The 22,091-nt window shown below is 51.8% G+C and carries 12 protein-coding genes; 7 read left to right on the top strand and 5 right to left on the bottom strand.

Features of this window, described 5'->3' with window-relative positions; all coding sequences use genetic code 11:
* Window positions 1–59 precede the first annotated feature (59 nt).
* A complete protein-coding gene (locus IPI29_11765) occupies window positions 60–3,290 on the top strand; it encodes an aryl-sulfate sulfotransferase (GenBank protein MBK7413222.1) in 3,231 nt (1,076 codons plus the stop codon).
* On the opposite strand, the gene IPI29_11760 is transcribed toward IPI29_11765, so the two are convergent.
* Window positions 3,256–5,424, bottom strand: a complete 2,169-nt coding sequence (locus IPI29_11760; GenBank protein MBK7413221.1) for a TonB-dependent receptor — start codon at window positions 5,422–5,424, stop codon at window positions 3,256–3,258. The genes IPI29_11765 and IPI29_11760 overlap by 35 nt on opposite strands.
* Entirely contained in the window at window positions 5,409–7,007 is a 1,599-nt protein-coding gene (locus IPI29_11755) for a hypothetical protein (GenBank protein ID MBK7413220.1), read from the bottom strand. The genes IPI29_11760 and IPI29_11755 overlap by 16 nt, the downstream gene beginning before the upstream one ends.
* On the opposite strand from IPI29_11755, the gene IPI29_11750 reads away from it, so the two are divergent.
* The 6 genes from IPI29_11750 (at window position 7,006) to IPI29_11725 (ending at window position 19,604) form a co-directional block, all read left to right on the top strand.
* Window positions 7,006–10,233: an aryl-sulfate sulfotransferase gene (locus IPI29_11750; protein ID MBK7413219.1), complete on the top strand. Its 3,228-nt coding sequence runs from the start codon at window positions 7,006–7,008 to the stop codon at window positions 10,231–10,233. The genes IPI29_11755 and IPI29_11750 overlap by 2 nt on opposite strands.
* A gap of 155 nt (window positions 10,234–10,388) precedes the next feature.
* On the top strand, window positions 10,389–13,073 hold the full coding sequence (locus tag IPI29_11745) for a choice-of-anchor D domain-containing protein (protein ID MBK7413218.1): 2,685 nt from the start codon (window positions 10,389–10,391) through the stop codon (window positions 13,071–13,073).
* Between the two features lie 273 nt (window positions 13,074–13,346).
* Window positions 13,347–16,031 carry a choice-of-anchor D domain-containing protein gene (locus IPI29_11740; protein ID MBK7413217.1) on the top strand — a complete coding sequence of 895 codons (2,685 nt, stop codon included), beginning with the start codon at window positions 13,347–13,349 and terminating at the stop codon, window positions 16,029–16,031.
* Between the two features lie 97 nt (window positions 16,032–16,128).
* Window positions 16,129–16,845, top strand: coding sequence for a 2-C-methyl-D-erythritol 4-phosphate cytidylyltransferase (ispD, locus tag IPI29_11735; protein ID MBK7413216.1), 717 nt, complete (start codon window positions 16,129–16,131; stop codon window positions 16,843–16,845).
* A 99-nt stretch (window positions 16,846–16,944) separates the two neighbouring features.
* Complete coding sequence (locus IPI29_11730) at window positions 16,945–17,184, top strand: DUF2795 domain-containing protein (GenBank protein MBK7413215.1); 240 nt, start codon at window positions 16,945–16,947, stop codon at window positions 17,182–17,184.
* Window positions 17,185–17,282: 98 nt separating this feature from the next.
* On the top strand, window positions 17,283–19,604 hold the full coding sequence (locus IPI29_11725; protein MBK7413214.1) for a BamA/TamA family outer membrane protein: 2,322 nt from the start codon (window positions 17,283–17,285) through the stop codon (window positions 19,602–19,604).
* A 7-nt stretch (window positions 19,605–19,611) separates the two neighbouring features.
* Here IPI29_11725 and IPI29_11720 read toward each other — a convergent pair whose 3' ends face one another.
* Genes IPI29_11720 through IPI29_11710 form a run of 3 tightly spaced genes read right to left on the bottom strand, consistent with a single transcriptional unit; the run spans window position 19,612 to window position 21,999 of the window.
* Window positions 19,612–20,484 carry an isoaspartyl peptidase/L-asparaginase gene (locus IPI29_11720; protein ID MBK7413213.1) on the bottom strand — a complete coding sequence of 291 codons (873 nt, stop codon included), beginning with the start codon at window positions 20,482–20,484 and terminating at the stop codon, window positions 19,612–19,614.
* 5 nt (window positions 20,485–20,489) lie between these two features.
* Window positions 20,490–21,323, bottom strand: coding sequence for a type III pantothenate kinase (locus IPI29_11715; GenBank protein ID MBK7413212.1), 834 nt, complete (start codon window positions 21,321–21,323; stop codon window positions 20,490–20,492).
* A complete protein-coding gene (locus tag IPI29_11710; protein MBK7413211.1) occupies window positions 21,295–21,999 on the bottom strand; it encodes a biotin--[acetyl-CoA-carboxylase] ligase in 705 nt (234 codons plus the stop codon). Before IPI29_11710 ends, IPI29_11715 begins: the two co-directional genes overlap by 29 nt.
* Between the last annotated feature and the right edge of the window lie 92 nt (window positions 22,000–22,091).

The raw sequence follows: 22,091 nt of genomic DNA, 5'->3' as shown, positions 1-22,091 counted from the left end.
TAACCCCACGACCGGATCGTTGTTATGTATCGTGGAGGGTTGCTCACCACAGGGTTCACATGTTTCGATCAGCAGTGCTGACGATGCTCATTACGTTCGGCGCAATGGCAGTGATGTCCTTCTCGAAGGCTACTGCCCAAGATGAAGATTTTCATGCGCTTGGGGTTAACGTCACGGGCCAAACCTCTCCGGGGTATTACCTGATCGGCGAAGCGTGCAGTGACTCGTTTGCCATACTCGATAACGCCGGCCGGTATATGTATCGGGCGCCGCTTGAAACCCGATCGAATCTTTCTGCTTACAAGAACAAGTGGATCACCTACTTCACGTCAGAAGTTGGTCAGACGATGTACATTCGTCGGAACATCGATCTAGAGTTCATTGATACGTTGAGATCTTCCCCCCCCTATGTGTCGGACTTTCATGAGATACGGATCGTCTCGGACTCCTCATACTATGTCCTCGGACGAGAGATCGTGATACTAGACCTCTCCAGTACGGTACCTGGCGGACGTCGCGATGTGCAAGTGGTCTCGGCTGTGATCGAAGAACGAACCTTCTCCGGCAATACACTATTTCTGTGGCGTTCCATTGAACACATCCCGGTAACCGACGCATCTGAAACTATCGATCTTACCGCCAGTGCGATCGACTACATTCACATCAACTCCATCGCAATAGCGAGCGATGGCAATCTGCTTCTCTCGTGCCGACACCTGAGCGAGGTTATAAAGGTCAATCGCGCCACAGGAGAGATCATGTGGCGACTCGGTGGCTCCGATTCAAAGAACAATCAGTTCACGTTCTTGAATGACACGAAAGATGGCTATGTAGGTTTCTCGTTTCAGCACAGTGCTGCCGAAACGGCAGATGGTACGTTGCTCTTGTTTGATAATGGCAACACGAAACCAACGGCTGAGTCTAGAGCAGTGGAGTATCAACTCGACGAAGTTGCCAAGACCGCAACCCGTGTCTGGGAATACAAGCCTTCTCCTCCCATGTACGCAAACAACATGGGCAATGTGCAAGAGCTCGAAAATGGTAACGTGCTCATTGGATATGGTTCCGGTTCCACCAATGTTGTTGCCCACGAAGTGGATAGGGACGGGGTGGTCCAAGCACAGATCACCAACAACGAAGAGGCGAACTTCTCCGCCTACCGTGTTCTGAAGTGTGAACTGTATATGACGGGTGTCTTCAGGAGAATTACCGCCCCTGGTAACATATCCTTCACGCGAAACGATTCCACAACGTACGTGTCGGCCAACATCACACGGGTGGATGCACCGACATCAGTTGTTGTTGAACGACACTCCTATGAGCCCCATCTCATCGCACATGGCGAAGGCGCTGCATGCGGAGTTATCCCGATGCGATGGACGGTTCGATTTAAGCATCTGAACCGCGTGGGTGGTACTCTTAGCCTCGACCTCGGCTCCATCTCGCTCGTTGAGTATCCGAATATGATCAAACTCTACCATCGACCCGTGGAGGGTGTTGGCGGCTTTACACAGATCAATGCGACGTACTCTGCTGCTACAAAGCAACTTACCACAGCGGAGCTGCTCAGTGGGGAGTATATGCTTGCATACAAGGAGTGCTTCCCCCCGTTACTCGTAACTCCATTGGATGGTGTAGTTGAAGTTGATACTGTTCAGACCCTCACGTGGACCGCTGCAGTGGGTTCAGGCGAATACATGCTGGAAGTATCGAAGAACAACAATTTCAACGTTGTCCACCTTCGAGCGAATACCTTCCGCCTTGATACTACGATCGCGAAGTTGGCAAGGGGCACCACCTACTATTGGCGCATACGAGCCAGAACAACCACAGGCTACGGGCCTTGGTCGAGCGTGTTCAGATTCACCACAAAGATGCTTGTACCAAAGATCCTCTCTCCAATGATCGCCAAGGACACAATTGCGGTACTTCGATCCACTCCGTTCTCATGGAATACAGTAGAGGGCGCTGATGGGTATCGCATACGAGTCGAACGAACGGAAGTGGCTGAGAAGGTATTAGATACCACAGTTGTCGGTTCATCGTTTGTTCCCAGTGTAGCCCTCCTATCAAACACATCCTACACGTGGACAGTTGCTGCCACAAAGGGAACGATCACTGGAGCTGCAAGCAAGACCGAAAAGTTCATCACGGCACTCGCAGCACCAGAACTACAGAAGCCGGAACCCGATGCTGTAGATGTCGAAACCGTGAATGTGACGTTCAGATGGTTGCCTGTTGCCACCGCGATCAGGTACGTCTTCACTGTCATCCGTGCAAATGACGGGGTTGTGGTGGTCCGTGATTCCACGATCAAAGGATCTATGGTAGTAGCGGCATTGCAGGCCGGCACACGATATGAGTGGACGTGTTATGCCGTGGGGCGCTACGGAAGAGGAGAGCAGGCTAGTCCTCAGTTCTTCATCACAACTTCATCGATCAAACTGCAAGCACCGATCGTAATTGGACCACGTTCAACGAACAACGTGGATACGATCGACGTGCGGTTCTCTTGGGAACCGGTTGTGAATGCCACACACTACGACGTTCAACTCACTTCACAAAGCTCATTCTCTTCTTCAGATACTACGGTGTACGATCTAACGTCGACATCGTGGACTGCACCACAATTGAAGCCCGGCAAGGTCTATGGATGGCGTGTTATAGCCCGCGCTGTCGGTTCTGTCAGTTCGTGGTCTGACACCTCAATGTTCACGACCAAGGCACGAGGCACCGATGGTCTAACACCTGTTGTCCCTGTTGTTGGAAGCACAGATGTGCCTTTGTCCGGCATCTTCCAGTACACCTCGTCTACGAAGTATTCCATGTACACTGTTTCTGTAGATACGAGTATGACGTTCACTGATCCACTCACGTTTGTCTCCAACAACGGATACTGTCAGTACACTGGTCTCACTCCAGCAACAACCTACTATTGGCGGGTTAGGGGGCGAATCAGTTCCGGTTCATCGGTGGATGGTGCAATCGGACGATTCACAACGGTTGATGCTACAACCGGAATAGATGCAGATCAGTACGATCTTGCGATCACGGTCTCACTTGTGGGCAACGAACTTGTGGTGGCGCAGATGAACGAACTCGTTTCTGTTCAGTCTGTTGATGTCTACTCCATCCAAGGAAAGCGAGTTCTCACGCACGAGTGGCCTGGTGGAACAATAGACCCCCGGATCGAGACAACGTTCGACCCAGGGGTGTATGTGGTACGTCTTCGCACGAATGACCCGGACAGGCCGGTTACGGTGTATACCGTATTCCAAGGGTACCGGTGAAGTTCCGAGGCAATCCGGATTCGATGTAGGGCGTTCCTCCCGCTGTGCGGTCCGGATTGATCCATGCTGAAGCCATGTAGGTTGAATCGGTGAGATTGTCCACCCTGCCAAGTAGGTTCAACGTGATTCTGTCTCTCACGATGGTAATGCTTGCCCCGATCGCAGCCGAAATAGTGGTCCACCCATCAACGGTGATGGTGTTGGCATCATCTGCGAAGTATGAACTCATCGTTCTACTTTCAACCTCTCCGTAGAGACCCGGAATGGACGGGACGTCATATCGTAGTCGCACTGTGGCGTTGAATGCCGGTATACCGGATTGCTCATTTCCGCTGTAGCTCACAGTGCTTCCCGCCAAACTCGTGTCAATGTATCCGGAGTCTACGGTATAGTCTACGTACTCCGTGGACATATAGGTGAGGCTTGTAGCCAGGGTGAATCCTACATCGCTCACAGCAACAGCGCCGAGCTCAACACCCATTCGTTTGCTTTGTCCAACGGTTGTGTAGAACGAACCACTATTGTACGGGACGATGTCGTTCTCAACATTGATGTAATACGCGGCAATGTCATACTGGAAGGCACGCAAGAATCCTTCGTCCATATCCTGAATGCCCTTGATCCCAACTTCATACGTTGTGCTCACGATCGGAGAAAGTAATGGGTTCAGTGCCTTTGTGGGCACCGTAGAGCCGATCACATTGGGCGGGTCTGTTTCGTTGCCTGCCGGTACTTCAACGCCCCCTCCAAAACTTGCGTAGAAGTTTGCAAGGGGCTCCAGCCGATACGTGAGTCCGATCTTGGGAATGAGTCTTGAGTATGTAGCCGTTGTATCCGCAGTAGGTTCGATGAAGTCTTGAGCGAGGTAGGTGATAGCGTCGTACCGAAGTCCGGCCACTACACTGAATGGACCAGCGATGAACTCATCCTGAAGAAAACCACCTAGGTTCATTGCACCTTCGCGTTTGTTCTGACGCAGTGTGGTTCCCCGACTCTTTGTTGTGGGATCAAGGTTGTAGAAGAGAATGGATCCATCTTGGTACTGAACGTCGGCCCCAGCCAATACCTTGTTCTGCGACTCAGTACTCAAGAACTGCGTGTTACGGTAGATGGCATTACCACCGATGTGATATCGATTGAAATCGCGCCAGGTGTTCCGTTCTGAGCGAGCGAGTTTCTTGCTCTGCACGAAGGCTGTTGCTGAGATCCCGTTCTCAAGATCGAAGTTGTGATCAACGGTGGTGCCGATGCGAACGAGGTTGTTGTCCCTACGCTCATCACGTTCCACAAACGTTGGGTCGTAGATCGTTGAGTCACCCTGAGCTTGTTGCGGATCGCCGAGCCACTGATCACGGGTAAGCGGACCTGGGATCTGATACTCATTCGTTGCGGCCGTCAAGAAGACATTGACGTTCGTTCGCGGTGCCGGCTTGAGAATGATGCCTATCGTTCCAAGTGTTTGCGATCCGCTCGAGTTCTGGCGCCATCCGTCCATAGCTGTGTTCGTGATCGATGCATATGCCTGGCCGTCACCCATCGGAGTGTTGGCAAGGAGCGATTGCCGGAGAAAGCCAAAGCTTCCGACCGATAGGCTAAGGTCTGTGAAGGCGTTACGTGTTGTTGGTACTGTGCTTACCGAGACGATACCACCGGAGGCATTACCCCACAGCGTTGATGCATTTGAACGAATGACCTCCACGCGCGATGCATGAACCGTATTGATCAGGTCGAACGAGGTCCGGCCATCTGGCTCTGTCTCTGGAATACCATCAGTATAGAACCGAATTCCTCGCGACGTGCCTGCATTGGACCGTTGTCCGGCTCCACGTGCGCCGAAGCCGCGGATCTGGATCCGCGAGTCCATACCTCCGGTTCTCGACTGACCTATCACTCCTGGAACAAGAGTGAGCAGTCCGTCCACGCCATAACCGCGTTGGGTCTGCAGTACCATTTCCGGAACTACGGTGATCGCCAGCGGGATCTCGAGAATGTTCTCCTCTGCACGCACCGCGCTTACAACCACTTCAGGTTTTGTGTAGACGGTTGTGTCTTGCTTTTTTTGAGCCGAAGCGGACAGACACATGACAAGGAAAATGACGACGGTAGCAGGAAGAAAGCTCATGGCAATGGGCATGACATTATCTGCCCCATATCGGTTGCGATGTACATCGTATTGTTTGTGATGGCAAGAGTTCGAACAACCATCACCTTGGGAGGCATCTTGTACACGGTCCACGTCCTGCCGTTGTCGTCGCTGGCATAGAGTCCGGGATAGCCAACACCATAGAGCTTGTTGTTATAGAATAGCACGTCTACAAGTCGCGGCAGATGATCCAGCGTGAGTTTCGGATCGAATGCGATCGTTGTTCCGGAAGGATAATGGAAGAATGCGTTCGATGAAGCGATCACGACGATCACGCTATCGTGGAACACAACCTTCTGCACGTTCTCTTTGTTGAGTGAAGGATCAAGCGGACGCCACGTTCGCCCCGTATCACTCGTACACCAAACTCCATTCAAGGTAGCGGCATAGAGTGTGTTGCCTCTGCTTGTAAGGGCATTGAGATGGGCTTGTTTGAATGGACTTGGGATAGAGTCCCACGTCCTTCCTTTGTCCGGACTTCGCAACAATCGCCCATCAGCAAATCCCACAACCACCGATGTTCCCAATGAGCCAAGAATGTACTCCGGACTTTGGGGGATCGGGGTTGGGAGGGGGCGGATCTCATCCGAAACTCCGTGCATGACGTAGACACCACGAAGTCTACATGCAACAAACACCGTTGAATCTATAACAACGATGTTCTGTGCCATGCCGCGGTAGACTCCATCGCTGATCGATCGCATGAGCCTTGATGAACGACCCGCAAAAAGAACTCCGTTCTCCTTTGTGCCGATATACATGCCTCGAGCAGAAGGCTGCAGGCAGGTGATCTCAATAATGCCAGATTCGCGGTCGTTGATCACGGACTCGAACAACGTTCCTGAGAGTGGACGGCGATGCAAGCCCCCTCTCCCCAACTTCACACCTGCATACAAGAATCCATCCTGGACGGCGAGAGCCGAGAAAAACGCCCCATTCAAATGTCCAAGCGGAAGGGTGTCAACAACATCATTGTTCGTATTGAGCCTGAGTATCCCGTAGCGTTTCAGAGCAATAAAGACGAGACTATCCACCGTAGCGCAGGCCGAAGCCAGGGAGAATTCCGGTCGGGACATCGATCTCGATACACCATACCAGTACTCTATGGTCATAATGCTGTCCTTGATCCCCACCCAGACGTGGGTGTTCCCCTTTGCATGGATTCCGGGTAGGCTGGTCGGCTCAGAGGCACTGTCTCTAGCTACCCGAGAATATGACTTCCAATCCAGCCCATGATTTGTTGTTCGGAAGGTGGACCCATTGGCCATCCCTGCAAACACCGTATCCCCACGCGGATCGATCGATGTTACGTGTCGGTAGGAAAGGGGCTCTGCAACCGTGTTCCATGTAGCCCCCTTATCTGTGGATCTGAAGAGATCCTCAAAGGTGGCAAGAAGAAGTGTCTTTTCTTGAGCGTAGATTACGTTCACACCAATAAACGTGTTAACACCCACACGCGTAAACGCATACGGTTCATCGGGTTGTAACAAAACACCCGCTGAAAGAGTTGTTACGCTGATGTGCGCTAGCACCCAAAAACACAGCGAAAACGTGATGAATCGGAGAATTTTCATGGGTAGACGTCAAATATCGACAATTGTCGTGACCAGCCTGTTTGCAGTCTTTCTCTCTGCTTTTACTGTTGAGAGTTTGGGTCAGATCGCATTCAGGGAAATGAATCTCTCGGTTCTTAAAAACCCTTCTCCCGGGTACTTTTTTGTGGCCCCCAACGCCATGGACTCATTTGCCATGATGGACCATTCCGGCAAGAACATGTTCAAGACGCGTTCCGGTCCTCACGCAAACGTTGCTCCATACAAGGGGAAGTGGATCACCCATTTCACGGCCGGTCAGGGAGTAGCGTGTTACATACGGCGTGACATCAACCGGGCCGTGATCGATACCATGAAGGTAGACGCCCCCTATACTACTGACTTTCATGAGGCACGGATCCTTACTGACACGTCGTACCTCGTCCTTGGATTTGAAGATAGAATCGTAGACCTCTCCGGCATCGTACCGGGAGGACGAGTGGATGCCAAGGTCACGTATAACATCATCCAGGAAAAGACCTTTGAAGGCCGTACACTCTTCAGCTGGCATTCCAAGGATCACATTCCGGTGACGGATGCTGCTGATGGCGTTGAGCTTACACAGGCACTTGTAGACTACTTGCATATCAATTCGATCTGGAAGGACACAGACGGGAACTACCTCGCCTCGTGTCGACACCTTGATGAGATCATCAAGATCAATGGTGTTACCGGTGATATCATGTGGCGTTTAGGCGGGTCGAAATCGAAGCACAATGAATTCACCTGGCTCAACGATACCACAGATAATTTCATAGGCTTCTCGCACCAGCATTCTGCGGTGCGCACAAGCTCTGGAACACTCCTTGTCTTTGACAACGGCAACCTAAAGCCCGCCCCGCAACGGTCGAGAGCTATCGAGCTTGATATCGATGAAGATGCGAAGACCGTTCGGAGAGTCTGGGAGTTCAGACCAACACCTGACCTGTACGCCGCCACCATGGGCAGTGTTCAGGAGCTTGAAAATGGGAACGTCCTTATCGGATGGGGTAATGGTTCGAATTTCACCATCGCTCACGAGGTTGACAGAGACGGTGTTGTTCAGGTACAGATCGATAATCCAACGGCCAATGGGTTCACATCCTATCGTGTTCTGAAGGATGTCTTTGCCATGACCGGAGCGTTCCGGCGCATCACCGCCACGGGAACTACATCATTCACTCGCGGAGACAGCACTACACACGTTGCTATCACATGGTCTAGAGTTGATGACACCACACAAGCTGTCGTTGAACGTCATGCCTATCAGCCCCATGCAATATCCTATGTGGGCAATGTCTCGTGCGGCGTTCTCCCAACTCGCTGGGTTGTTCGTGTAAAGGATACCGCCCTCGTTGCCGGTTCAATGGTGTTTGACATCGGCTCCGTTCCCGGAGTTGAGTTTCCTAATCAGATCACTCTCTTCCATCGGGTTAAGGAAGGACAGGGGGCATTCAGTGCCGTCAATGCCACCTACAGTTCAACAACCAAGAAGTTGACCGTTTCAAAGCTGCTTATGGGCGAGTTCATGATCGCCTATGAGAAGTGTTTTGCTCCAGGCCTTCTTGCCCCTGCAAATCTTGCTACCGAGCTCGCACCGGACGTTAAGCTTGAGTGGACCAGTGCCGTTGGAATTGGAGAGTTTCAGGTTGAGCTATCCGCCGTCCCTACCTTCCAGACTGTCTACGCCCGTTTTTCAACTCGCAGACTGGATACAACGATAACAGCGATCCCGGATTTCACTACGCTCTACTGGAGAGTGCGCGTAAAGCGTACTTCTGATTACGGACCGTGGTCAACGGTATCGAAGTTCACAACGCGTTTGGGTTTGCCCGTACTTGTCTCCCCCGTGCTTGTGAAGGATACAATCGCCATCCTACCGTCGCACATCTTCCGATGGAATGCCGCTACCGGTGCTCAGAAGTATCGTCTGGTTGTGATGCCGATGCAGTCGCCAACACCAGCGCTTGATACGATCTTTACGGGGACAACCTTCGTGCCCGACTCCCTTCTTCGTCCGAATACAAAGTATACGTGGACGGTTCGCGCGATCAATGACACCATCGTTGGGAGATCCAGTACGAGTGCCTTCTTCGTCACTTCTCCTCCTGCACCGGTTCTTCTTGATCCTGCAGACGATACAACGAATGTGCCAACCGACGGTCCAGTGTTCACGTGGGAAGAGGTACCGGGGGCACTTCGGTACATCATTACCATCAAGCGGATGCAGGACAGTTCGATCGTGAAAGTGGACTCGGCAACCACACCGCCCCTTACCATCTCAACGCTACCTGTTGCAATGCGAGCAAGCTGGGTTGTGAAGGCCGTTGGGAAGTATGGCCCCGGACCAGATGCAGATCCGTTCACCTTTACAACGATCTCCACGTCGGTTCTTCATCCACCGTCAACGATCGATCCCAAGTTCACGAGCAACGTGGATACCATTGACGCAGAGTTCTCGTGGAGCTTTGTGGAGATGGCTACGTTCTATGATCTCCAGATCACCTCTAAACCGAACTTCTCGAAGCCGGAGTTTGAGTTCTTCAAGATCACGGGTGCAAGCTGGACCGTGCCGAATCTGAAGCCAGGCACTACGTATGGATGGCGAGTGATCGGTTACAACAATTCAACAACGGGTAGGTGGTCGGACACCGCCACGTTCACCACCGTTGCTAGCCCATCCCAGGGATTGACTCCGATCAGCCCAGTCACGGGATCAATCGACGTTCCCGTTACCGGCGTTGTGACCTATACAACTGCACCTCGTTTTGGTCAGTATGTAGTGCAATTTGATACGGACCCATCCTTTACGTCACCAAAGCACAGCTTCTCATCGATCAACGGCACCTGCGCCTACACCGGACTTTCGGCGGGAACACGGTATTTCTGGCGCGTTGCCGGCAGATCCATTGGGAAACCCGATGAATATGGCTCTGCAGCGTCGTTTACCACCGTTGGTGTCTCAGATGTGGATGAAGAGACCATTGCTGCTGCCGGCGCAAATGCCTTCGTCTCGGGCGAAGACCTGATCATCGAAGCAGGCTCATCTTTGCAACCTATTGTAAAAGCAAGCGCTTACACCATCCAGGGCCAGTTGATCACTTCAACGCAATCGGCGGGTGATCGGATCCTTCGACTCCCTCTAGGGACCATCGCAAGGGGATCCTACTACCTTATTGTTGAGTTCATGGGCGGAGGTCGGCAAACAATTGCTTTCACGAAACCGTAAAAAAATCGTTTTTCTGTAACTGAAAACTATATTTTCGGTTTGAATGGGGCTAAGCTCGTAGAGTTTCTACGAGTGGGGTTATCATTTGTATTGCATGACGCAAGCGTATCGCTTAGAAAACTTGAATGTTTCTCAACGTTTCACGGAGGTCAGGAATGACACAGTTTTTGCCACAGTGGGTGGACAACGCCAAGAGTTGGGCTATAACGCTTATGGCGTTGGTTGCGCTCCTGGTAGTTGCACCTGATGCATCTTCACAGTGTTACTACGGTTGGGGTTACGACAATGTGACCAGCCCATCAGCCGGAGAGCAGTACACTCGCAACACCACAATGACGATCAACTGGTATGGTACCTACTATACCATTGGTAACTATGGTGGCAAGTACATGATCGAGTATTCGTCAGATGGACAATACACATGGAACTTGATCGCGACCAACATCGATGGATATGCTCAGTCCTATAACTGGCTCATCCCTGCTACCGTAACTCCCGGATCTGATTGGTACATCCGAGTTTCAGAAGTACCTGGACCAAGCTGGAGCTGCGGTTTCTCCAATCCAGGTGTTAGCGGACCATTTACAGTCTTGAAGGGATGTTTCCCTCCAACGATCTTTTCAACACCTTCGAGCCGCGCGGTTTGTGTAGGTCAAAGCACGACCTTCACAGTTATCTCAGATGTTGAAACGGGCACGTACGAATGGCGCAAGGACGGCGTTACGCTTACTACTTCAAAGTCGAATTCATATACGATCCCTTCGGTTCAACTTTCAAGCGCAGGACTCTATGACGTGATCGTTCGCGACGATTGTGATCCTGCATTTGCGAACACAGTTTCCGCTTCCTGGGAATTGCAAGCAATTCTTCCTCCTGCGATCACACAGCAGATGCCAGCAACACGCGGTATTTGTGAAAATGCAAACGACACACTTCGTATCCGCGCTACAGGCGCTGGTCGTACATTCCAGTGGCGTCGCAATGGAGTTGCGATCGCTGGTGCTGTTGATTCGAATTACGTGATCACGTATGCAACAACTGCTACTGCAGATGGTTCGTATACCTGCACTGTAACCGGAACGTGCACGCCGCCGGCTGTCAGTACTGCCTGTGTGATTACTGTTGTTGGTCGTCCTCGTGTTACCGTAGAACCTACAGACCTAGATATCTGTCCTGGTACTGCCGGCTCTATCTCGGTTACTGCTGTGGGAACGAACGTTGTGTATCAGTGGATCAAGGATGGCCAGCCGGTTCCAAACGGCTTTGGTGCTACGTTGAACTTCCCTAGCTACGACTACGCTTCGAATGGGCAATACTATTGCCTCGTTACCTCTAACGTTCCAAACCCAAACAACTGCCAAGTTTCTGTCCAGACAGCCACTGTTCGTGTATCAGGCTTCCGCGCCCCTGTGGTGAAGGATAGCCCTGACACAACGGATGCTTGTGTTGGTTCTGCAGTAACATTGCTTTCAGAATTCCAAGGTTCGGGTCTCACGTATCAGTGGTTTAAGAATGGCGCTGTTATTCCGAATGCTGGTTCGAACTCACTCACGATCTCGCCAGTAACAGCTGCTACAGCCGGTGATTATTATGCAACAGCAACCGGTGTTTGTGGTCTTAGTGCAACAACCGGTTCAGCTAGGATCACTGTGCTTGCCAAGCCGAAGCTCACTGTTGAACCAAAGGGTGCTGCACTTACAGTTGGTGATCGACTCGAGCTTACCGTAGCAGGAACAGACGTTCGTTCCATCCAATGGACGAAGAATGATAAGCCGATCAGTGGTGCAACCTCGACAACATATGTTGTTGAAAAGGTTGGTCGTGGAGACGCTGGCTATTACAATGCCCTTGTCCGTAACGATTGTGGCGGTGTTTCTTCTGCCTACGCGAACGTTTCGGTAGTTGACCCGGCAATCCCAGAGCCGATCCTCGAACTGTCCACCCCAAGTGTTGACTTCGGCGAGATCCCAGTTGGCTATGACAAGACACTCCAGCTCAACGGTCTGATCAAGAACGTTGGTACAGCACCATTGCTCGTCTCTGGTCTTACCATTACGCCAAGCGAGTTCACGATCACAAACGGTCCGACGCTCCCGTTGACGCTTGCCCCGGGTACATCAGCAGATGTTACTCTTAAGGCATCACCTACAACAAAGGGTGCACTCACCGGTACGATGAACATTGCGTCGAATTCGCCATCGAACCCATCTGCATCCCTCGCACTTTCGGCGGCATACGTGCTTCGTTACGATCACGCTGCCACTGAGGACTTCGACACGGTGCTGACGGACACAACTCGTGATCGCTGCATTGTGGTAACGAATACCTCAACAATGGACATCACGATCGAACAGGTAACTGTTACCGGCGCGAATGCAGGACAGTTCACCGTGACTACAACTCTTCCGCTTACGATCGCTGCCGGGCAGTCCGCTGATATCTGTGTGACATTTGCCCCGGGTTCTGCAGGCTCCAAAACAGCGTCTCTGACTATCCGCTCCTCCAATGGTGGTAACTCGTCCCTCTCGCTTTCGGGAGTTGGCGAAACACCGGGTGGCGTTGTGGACGCAGCCGAGGCTGGTATTACAGCATGGCCAAACCCGATGACCGACCGCGTAGAAGTTCGTTTTGCAAAGAACACCCCGGCTATGGAGGTTTCTGTTGTTAGCTCAACAGGCCGTACAGTTGCCTCGTTCTCGCACGACGGTGTTGATGCCGGTGGCACGATCCGCTGGAACGGACGCGACGCATCCGGTGCAGCAGTTGCTTCAGGTTCCTACACAATGGTCATCCGCTACGGCGGTTCGGCTGTTTCCCTACCGATCACGGTGATCAGGTAGTAATTACGTAGTTATTACGTAGTCTGAGATTTAGACTCAAAGGCGCCCCCTACATAGGGGGCGCCTTTTTTTGTGCTTTTTTGCCGCCCGCACAGATTACCGATTGTTATGAATTCATATTCACTATAACTTGAGACAGGCAATAGTGTCAGCGGTTTGCGCTTTTAGAGGGGGTCAGTGGAATCTTCTGCTGAATGATCTAAGGGTGTTGTCGAATCGTCGGCATTTCACTCGACAACATATTCAGAATTCACACTTACGAGGTAACTCGGTATGACACGTTTCTACTCCGGGAGATTGTTTGTCTCTCTTTTGGCAATTCTGATCGCGTTAGCATCTAATAGTGCTAGTTCGCAGATCAATCTCACTCTCACCACTGTAACAGGATCTTTTGTTGCGGAAGTTGGCTGGCAGATCGTTAACACCGGCACCAATGTTGTGTACAATTGTGAGCCATTCGCTGGAACAATGCAGAACAACGTTACTCTAAGCGTTCCTGCAGGCACGTATCAATTGCGCGGTTGGGACTCGTATGGTGATGGCTGGAATGGGTGCAGCGTCACTATCAAGTATCAGTTAAGTGGCATCCTTCTCGTAAACGCTGCTACACTCCCCGCAATCGGTACGGGTGTAACATGCGCAAAGACGATGGCGTGCCCGGGTCCAACAGCTACCTGTGACACACGCCAGATCTTATCTACCTTCACGGTGGTTCCGCCATGTCTTGTACCAACGATCTCGGCCAACCCATTAAGCCAAAAGATCTGTGTTGGTTCACCGGTCACGTTCAGTGTAACGACGAACATGACAAACGGTACATTTGAATGGCGTAAGAATGGCGTTACACTCGTTAAGAATACATCGAACACTTACACGATCCCTGCAGTTACTCTTGCAGACGCTGGTAGCTACGATGTGATCGTTGCTGATAACTGTAATCCTGCAATTGCCTTTAAGCAGAGTACAGCAGCAGTTCTCACCGTTGCAGAATCTCCGAAGATCGTTACGCAACCAATATCGAGTAAGGTCATTTGCGAGAATGCAAATGATACTCTGCGTGTTCGTGCAACGGGAACTGACGTAACGTATCAGTGGCGCGTGAATGGATCAAACATCTCGGGTGCTACAAGCGCTGATTACATCCTCAACAACATGGACAATACAAAGGACGGCACATATGACTGTGTTGTGTCTGGGTATTGCTCTCCCTCAGTAACGAGCACGTCGAGTCAGCTAACCGCTGCAATGCGCCCACGTTTCACATCCCAGCCAAACAATCAAGATGTTTGCCCTGGCACGCCTGCAACTATTGCTGTTGTTGCGACTGGTTTGAATCTGGAGTATCAATGGTACAAGGATGGCGCGATCATTCCCGATGCCATCAACCCAACGTATACCATCGCAAAGTACTCGTACAATAACAACGGCCAGTACTACTGCGCTGTTAAGTCGAACATCCCTAATCCGAACAACTGCCAGCTTACTGTTCAGTCGCGTCAGGTAAAACTCACGGGCTTCCCGGCACCAACGATCACAACACACCCAACTTCAACGGATGTCTGCGTTGGCTCCCGTCTTTCACTTCAGGTTGTTGCTCAAGGAAGTGGTATCTCCTATCAGTGGTTCAAGAATGGTGTTGCCATTCCTAACTCTGATGTAAGTGAACTCCTGCTTACAAGTGTGACACCGGCAACAACTGGTGACTACAGTGTTCGCGTTACAGCAGTTTGCGGACTCAACGTAACCTCAAACGTTGCCAAGGTTACAGCTATCGCAAAGCCAACCTTTATCGCACAACCAACGGCAAAGACACTCACGGTTGGCGATAAGCTCGAGCTGACAGTTAACGCCACTGATGTTCGTTCGATCCAGTGGAAGAAAAACGACCAACCGATCCAAGGTGCTACAAGTGCTACCTATGTGATCGAAAAGGTTGGCAAGGGTGACGCCGGATACTACAACGCGGTGGTTACGAACCCGTGTGGCGGCGCCTCTTCGGCCTACAGCAATGTTGTTGTAAACGACCAGGTTGTTCCTACGCCCGCACTTGAGCTTTCGACGCAGAGCATAGACTTCGGTGAGATCCCTGTGGGCTATGACAAAACTCTTCTCGTGAGCGGTCTTATCAAGAACGTTGGCACAGCTCCGCTGCTTGTCTCTGGTATGACCATCATGCCGAGCGACTTCACGATCTCGAATGCGCCAGCCCTGCCACTAACGCTGGCACCTGGCCAGACGGCAGATGTTACTCTTAAAGCTGCACCAACAGCCAAGGGTGCACTCACCGGTTCGCTGAGCATTGCCTCGAACTCACCATCTAATCCAACAGCTACAGTGGCTCTCGCTGCTGCGTATGTCCTTCGTTATGATCACGCGGCAACTGAAGACTTCGGCACGGTTCTTACAGACGCATCACTTGATCGCTGTATCGCTGTGACGAACACGTCGGCCGTGAACATTACGATCGAACAGGCAACCTTTACTGGTGCGAATGCTGGACAGTTCGCGGTAACTACCACCCTTCCACTTGCGATTGCTGCTGGCCAGTCTGCTGATCTTTGTGTGAAGTTCACACCAGGCTCACCGGGCGCAAAGACAGCTACACTGAATCTGCGCTCATCGAATGGTGGTAACTCGTCAATGTCTGTTAGCGGCTCGGGCGAAACTCCAGGCGGTGTTGTGGATGCAACAGAAGCCGGCGTTACAGCTTGGCCTAATCCGATGACAGATCGTGTAGAGGTCCGCTTCGCAAAGCCAACACCAGCCATGGAGATCTCTGTGGTCAGCTCTACGGGTCGCACCGTAGCTGCCTTCTCCAATGAAGGTGTTGATGCTGGTGGTTCGGTTCGCTGGAATGGACGCGATGCTTCTGGTGCTTCCGTCTCCTCGGGTTCCTACACAATGGTCATTCGCTACAGCGATACGGTGATCGCTCTGCCGATCATGATCGTCAAGTAAAGAACTCTCGTATTTCGACCCTTCAACGGGGTGCCCTGGAAACAGGGTACCCCGTTTCTGTTTCTGCCAAGCCCCCTCTTACATCTATCTTTGAAGCATGATAAACGGACGTACATCTCGGGGGGTGATCATTCCGGCCGCCGGACGTGGAACACGGTTTGGGGGTGCCATACCGAAGCAGTTCCTTGAACTTTCGGGCGTTCCACTCCTCGTCCGGTCCATCAGAACCGCATTGATGCTGCACGATCTCCTAGCCGTAGTGGTGGCCATTCATTCTGAAGATGAAGCCTACGTTGCGGAGATGTTTAGCCGTTTGGGGCTTTCTGACCCTCGACTGCATATCGTTATTGGTTCCTCGGAACGTCAACACTCTGTAGCTGCCGCCCTGGCTCACCCGGCGTTGGCCACGGCAGGGGTCATTCTCGTCCACGATGCGGTTCGCCCCCTAACAAGCAACGGGTTGTGGGAAAGAATGGCTCAGGGGGCTCAGGAGCGCCCAGCAGTGGTACCTGTTGTTCCCATAGCCGATACCGTGAAGCAGGTAGATGCGACTGGTCAGGTGTGCGGTACGGTGGATCGGTCTGCCCTGTTTCGCGTCCAGACCCCACAGGCCTTTGATGCTGTAGTCCTCCGTGCTGCCTATGCTTCGGCCCAAAGCAGCCCTTTAGTGGCCACAGATTGCGCTTCGCTCGTGGAACGCATCGGATATCCGGTGTTCACCGTTCCAGGAGAGGAAACCAATTTTAAGGTAACCACTTCTTATGATCTGGACGTTGCGGAGTTCATCCTCCAAAGGACCGCCTCCGCGCTGTAACAATTGTACCGAAAACGATTCGTTATTGCGTCTACTGCCTCACGCGTGTATATTCGCGCCGCTTACGAATTCCGGAAAACCACTCACAAGGATCCTCCCATGTTTTGGACGCCCGAACTTGCCTCGTATCTCGAGGACGCCCCTTGGCCGGCCACCAAGGAGGAACTCATTGACTATGCCAATCGCAGCGGAGCTCCGTTGCAAGTACTCGATAACCTTGGTGAACTCGATGACTCTGATGAGATCACCTATGAAGGTATCGAGGACCTTTGGCCTGAATATGAGGCTGCCTCCGATGATATGTTCTTCAGTGAAGACGACGATACGTACGAATCGTAGATCGTCTTCATGGTAACGATCTTTTACGCCCTATCGACCGATGTTGATAGGGCGTTGTTCGTTTCATGGGCATACATGGCGGTATTTTGCAAACTGTGATGATCCGCACCGGTACTGAAGCCCTCATTCTACGCCTTGCCTTTGTGCTCGTTATGTGCGCAACAGGAGCCCCGTACCTTGTTGCACAGTCTGACTACACAGATAGTGTTGTGCGGTCGGGTGAACGATCTCGCGCCTTGGAACTCGAGGAGTTGCAGGCCGTGGTGTTTGTTGGTTGTGTTGAAACCACACCTGAACAGCTTATCGGTGTTATATCATCTCTGCCGAGCGAACTATCGATAACTCGTCAGCTTACGCTTTACTACGAAGAGAATTTCCGAAGGAATCCGGCTACCCCACTTGTTGTTTTGGATCGGCTTGGGAAGATCCGAAACGAATTAGCAAATGAACTTCGGTACTACGATCCTGCCGCTGCCCACGATGATAGCATCGCCATTCTTACCTATCTCGATCAGAATGGATACCACAAAGCCACAGTTGGGTTTTCGTTTCAATACGATCGGTCCTCAAAAAAGAACACCCTTACGTTCAATATCAACGAGGGGCAGCGCGCTAAGGTTGACACCCTTGTCATATCGGGATTGGAAGGAATTGATTCAACTGTTCGTGCTCTTGCCATGGATGCGCAAACATTCCGATCGAATGATGCCTTTACGGAGTCGGGTATCGAACGCAGCATTCGTTCGGTCGTGAATGTCCTGTATAACAACGGATACTACCGTGCGATCTACCAACCCCCTCTTGTTGGCATCTCTGAGGACGGTCAACACGATACGGTTGTTGTAGTGATCGAACCAGGTAGGCGCGTACGTATCGACAGTATCATGTTCCTGGAAAACGCAGCAGGGTTTCCATCAGTGAACGAATCCACTAGGATGCGTCAGTTGGACTTCGAAGTCGGAGAGTGGTATAGTAGACAAAAGTTAGAACAGTCTCGTGCCAACCTAATGTCACTCGGCACCTTTGAGATCGTTCTTATCGACACGATGGCTCACGACACTTCTGGCAGCGGGTATCGAAGCAGCGATTCAACAGTTGGCATTCGTGTTTTCACGAGGAACAGCAAGCCATACGATGTTGGTATGAACCTCTTGTTCTACCAGACCGCCGTTGACAACTACCTCAATCTTGGTGTTGGTGCTACCGCTCAATACCGCAACGTGTTTGGTGGAGCCCAGGTTGCGTCGATCACATTGCAATATGTGCTGCAAGACATTAGCCGCCTCGCACAAGGACAGGAGCTGGAGACCGAAGCACTGGCCTCTATAGTTCTTGCCTGGCCCAATGTTGGCCGGCTCTTCGGTAAGCGTTTCGGGGTTCAAACGTCTACCTATTATTCCGTGCGGGAACTTGTGCGTTCGTTTAGGTTGGAGTCTGCGGGGATCAATGGCCGACTCCCTATCTCGCTCTATTCATACACGTTCTTCAACGGCATTGATCTGAATGCTGGGCTTGAACGTCAGGTACCTCGGAACTTTGACGGTGCACTTGATGCAGCTCTTGCAGAGGCAACCACTCCCGAAGACACGGCCTATGTGCTGAGCACCTTCAATCAGTTTCTTGTCCTCGATACCTACCTCAAAGAGACCGGCAACTTCTTCACTGGTATCAATCTTGGTGTGACGGTCCGTGGTGACCATAGAAACAACCCCATCAACCCAACTCGTGGAACATTTTCTAGCGTGTCTTTAGAGTGGGGTTGGGGTGCCGGTAAATACCTTCGTGGTCAGGCCTTCCTCTCCACGGCGTTTCCTCTAGGAAACCGAATTGTAGGGGCCACGAAGATCAAACTCGGTCACATTCAGCTGTTAGAGTTTGTCCGTGGAGATACCACGCAAGACAACACCTATGTTCCGCTTGAGCGTCAGTTCTTTGCCGGCGGTCCGGCAAGTATCAGGTCCTTTCCCTCTCGTACGCTCCACGATCCGCATTCTGGTCAGATCGATGATCCCGATCCGAACAATCAATACATCTATTCGAATGTTATCGGCAGTGCTTCTCTTCTTGAACTGGGCTTTGAAGTACGGTATACGTTCGAAAGACCGCGTGGTGTTGATGACCTATGGGCTTCGATCGTGGAACGAAGTGGGTTTACATTCTTCACCGACATCGGCAATTCGTTCAATCGTTTCACAACGGACCTGTACGGTTCGATGCGTCTCGAAGATCTCTACAAGGGAAGTGTGCTTGCTGCCGGGATCGGATACCGTTTCGATACGCCAGTTGGACCTTTCCGTATCGACTATGCCACCAGTATCTATGACCCAACAAGAGCCAATGATAAATGGATCTTCGGTCGGCGTGGAACAATGAACTCAGGAAACTGGCAACTCAGTATCGGTCTCGGCCAGGCATTCTGAGAAGGGGCTAGAGACAACCCACAACAACCCGGCCGGTGGCATCAACAGATGCACGATACATCCCCGATGTTGAGAATGGCATAGAGACGGTGCCTCGCTGATCGATCACGATCATTCCTCCGGATCCGCCGAGTTCGGTTATCTCAGAGAGGATCGAACCGGAAGCCGCCCCTGCGCTCTCACCGAGTAGGTCCATTCGCGCGATCGCACGTGAAGCTGCACTTACGCGCAGGAAGTACTCACCTACACCTGTGCAGGAGATCCCTCCAATGTTGTTCACGGCATACGTTCCGGCACCAATGATGGGTGCATCCCCTACTCTGCCGGCGCGCTTACGAAGCGTCCCACCTGTAGACGTTGCTGCTACAATGTCACCCCGCACATCCAACACAACAGCACCTACGGTACCCATGGATGGCAATGCCGCACCGATTTCGTCACATGGCACAAAGTAGTCCGGTCCTACGATCTCAGATCCTGACAACTCCGCAAGCAAGTCGGCTTCTGAACCAACGATGAGTACTTGCTCTGTCTGCTCCATCACATATCGTGCAGTTATGATGGGGTTCTTGATGCTGGTGGCTGCAGCTATAGAGCCGGCAGTGCGATGCCTGCCATGCATGATAGAAGCATCGAGCTCTACGAAGCCCTTTGAATTCGGTGACGATCCTTTGCCGGCGTGAAAAAGTCCGGAGTCCTCCATCGCTATCACTGCTTGTGTTGCGATCTCGATTGCTGGAGAGCCCCCTTTCAATTGCTGATGCAGGTCTTGTATGAGACAGCGGAGCATCTCTTCGGCTTGTTCAAGTCGTCCGGTGCCGGCATATCGAGCTAGGTTGCCTGCTCCGCCATGAATGGCTAGTGCGATCGGATTCGGCATATGGATCAGTTCAGGATCTTACCGATGATAGAATCTTGGAGATCAGCAAGAGTGGCTTTTGACAACAGAGCGAGGATACCATCGGTGACCATGTGCTGGTGATAGACGGCGTTGATCCCTTCGGCTAAGAGAGTGTCGAGTACCTGCTGCGACTCGCCTCCTGTGATCACAACCGGCACGTTCGTATCTACAAGATCGTTGGATCTGATAGAAGCAATCGTACGGAGTACACCGCCTACAACGGACGCTGTTACTCCCGACATCAGACACTGCATTGTATTCACGCCAAGGGAGCTGGTAGGCGGAGCATACTTGGTCTCTGGAATGGCTGCGGTTTGTTTTGCGAGTCCGAAGAGTTGCGTTGATAGTCCGGCAAAGATCACACCGCCTAGGAAGTGATGATCGGACGACACGGCATTAACAGTTACCGCCGTGCCACAATCAACAGTGATGATAGGGGGCTGTACACGCGTCATCGCACCGATCGTTCCTAGCATTCGATCTATACCAGCGTTTTCAACGCGTCCAAGCGACAGCAGTGCATCGTTTCTCATGAGCAGCGAATGCGCGTTAAGAACCAAATGACCCGGAATGCGCTGGAGTACCTTAACGATTGCAGTTGTCTGTTTTGGATTTACGCTGGACAGTCCGATCAGATATCGTTTGGAAACATGATCACGGAAGTGATGCTGGACATTCTTCTTCCAGTCCTTGTCATACGGGAAGGACAAGAACACATCATCATGATGGATCTTTACGCGGCTATTACCTACATCGATCCCGGCAATGCCATACTCAACACCGTTGAGCTCAATCTTGGTATCGTAGAGTGTCGCCATCGCTGATTGTCCGTTCCGTATGTGTGACATCATTCTGAAGAACCAGCCGACCGTCAGGAAGTACACGTTTCAACTTCCAATCACCGTCAGCGCCCCGTATCCGAATGTTCTTTGATGCTAGGTCAAGTTCTTTCACCCACAACTCATGCACTTCCATCCAAGGCTTGGATCGCCACCATGAGAAACAACTACGAAGTGAATGAATCACTACTCCTAAATCGGCAGACACCCCAAGTAGTCGTAGTGACGTGCAAGGCTGTGTAATAGTCTCCGGGAACTCCATCTGGTTGATGTTTACCCCGATGCCGATCACAGACGTGGTGCAACGCTGCCCTTGAAACTCATGTTCCACAAGTATCCCTGCAAGCTTTGCCCATCCATGTTGGGTGCGTGCTTGTACATCGTTTGGATACTTGAGCCGCAATTCAATGGCAGGGTACAGCTTGCGGATCGTGTCCAAGACAGCCAAGGAGCCCCTTGCCATATAGGCTGAGAGCTCTTCGATCGTCTCTTCGTGTGAATGGAGAAGGCCGATGGAGCAATATGCATTGGCCTGCATATCACCTACCCAGGTACGTCCGTTTCTGCCACGTCCCGCCGTTTGGTGTTGTGCTGATACAAACACATACGGATACGTCGAAAGGAGCTCTTTCGCATAGTCGTTCGTTGATGTCACAACGGGCAGATGGAATTCTATGGGTTCGATGATAGTAAACCTGTTTATTAAGTGCTGACTCGCTGTCATACTTCTTCCCTCAACATTCACGC

Source organism: Ignavibacteria bacterium (assembly GCA_016707005.1).
In the GTDB taxonomy this organism is placed as follows: Bacteria; Bacteroidota; Ignavibacteria; order Kapaibacteriales; family Kapaibacteriaceae; genus UBA10438.
This window is presented reverse-complemented; position numbering and strand designations above follow the sequence as displayed.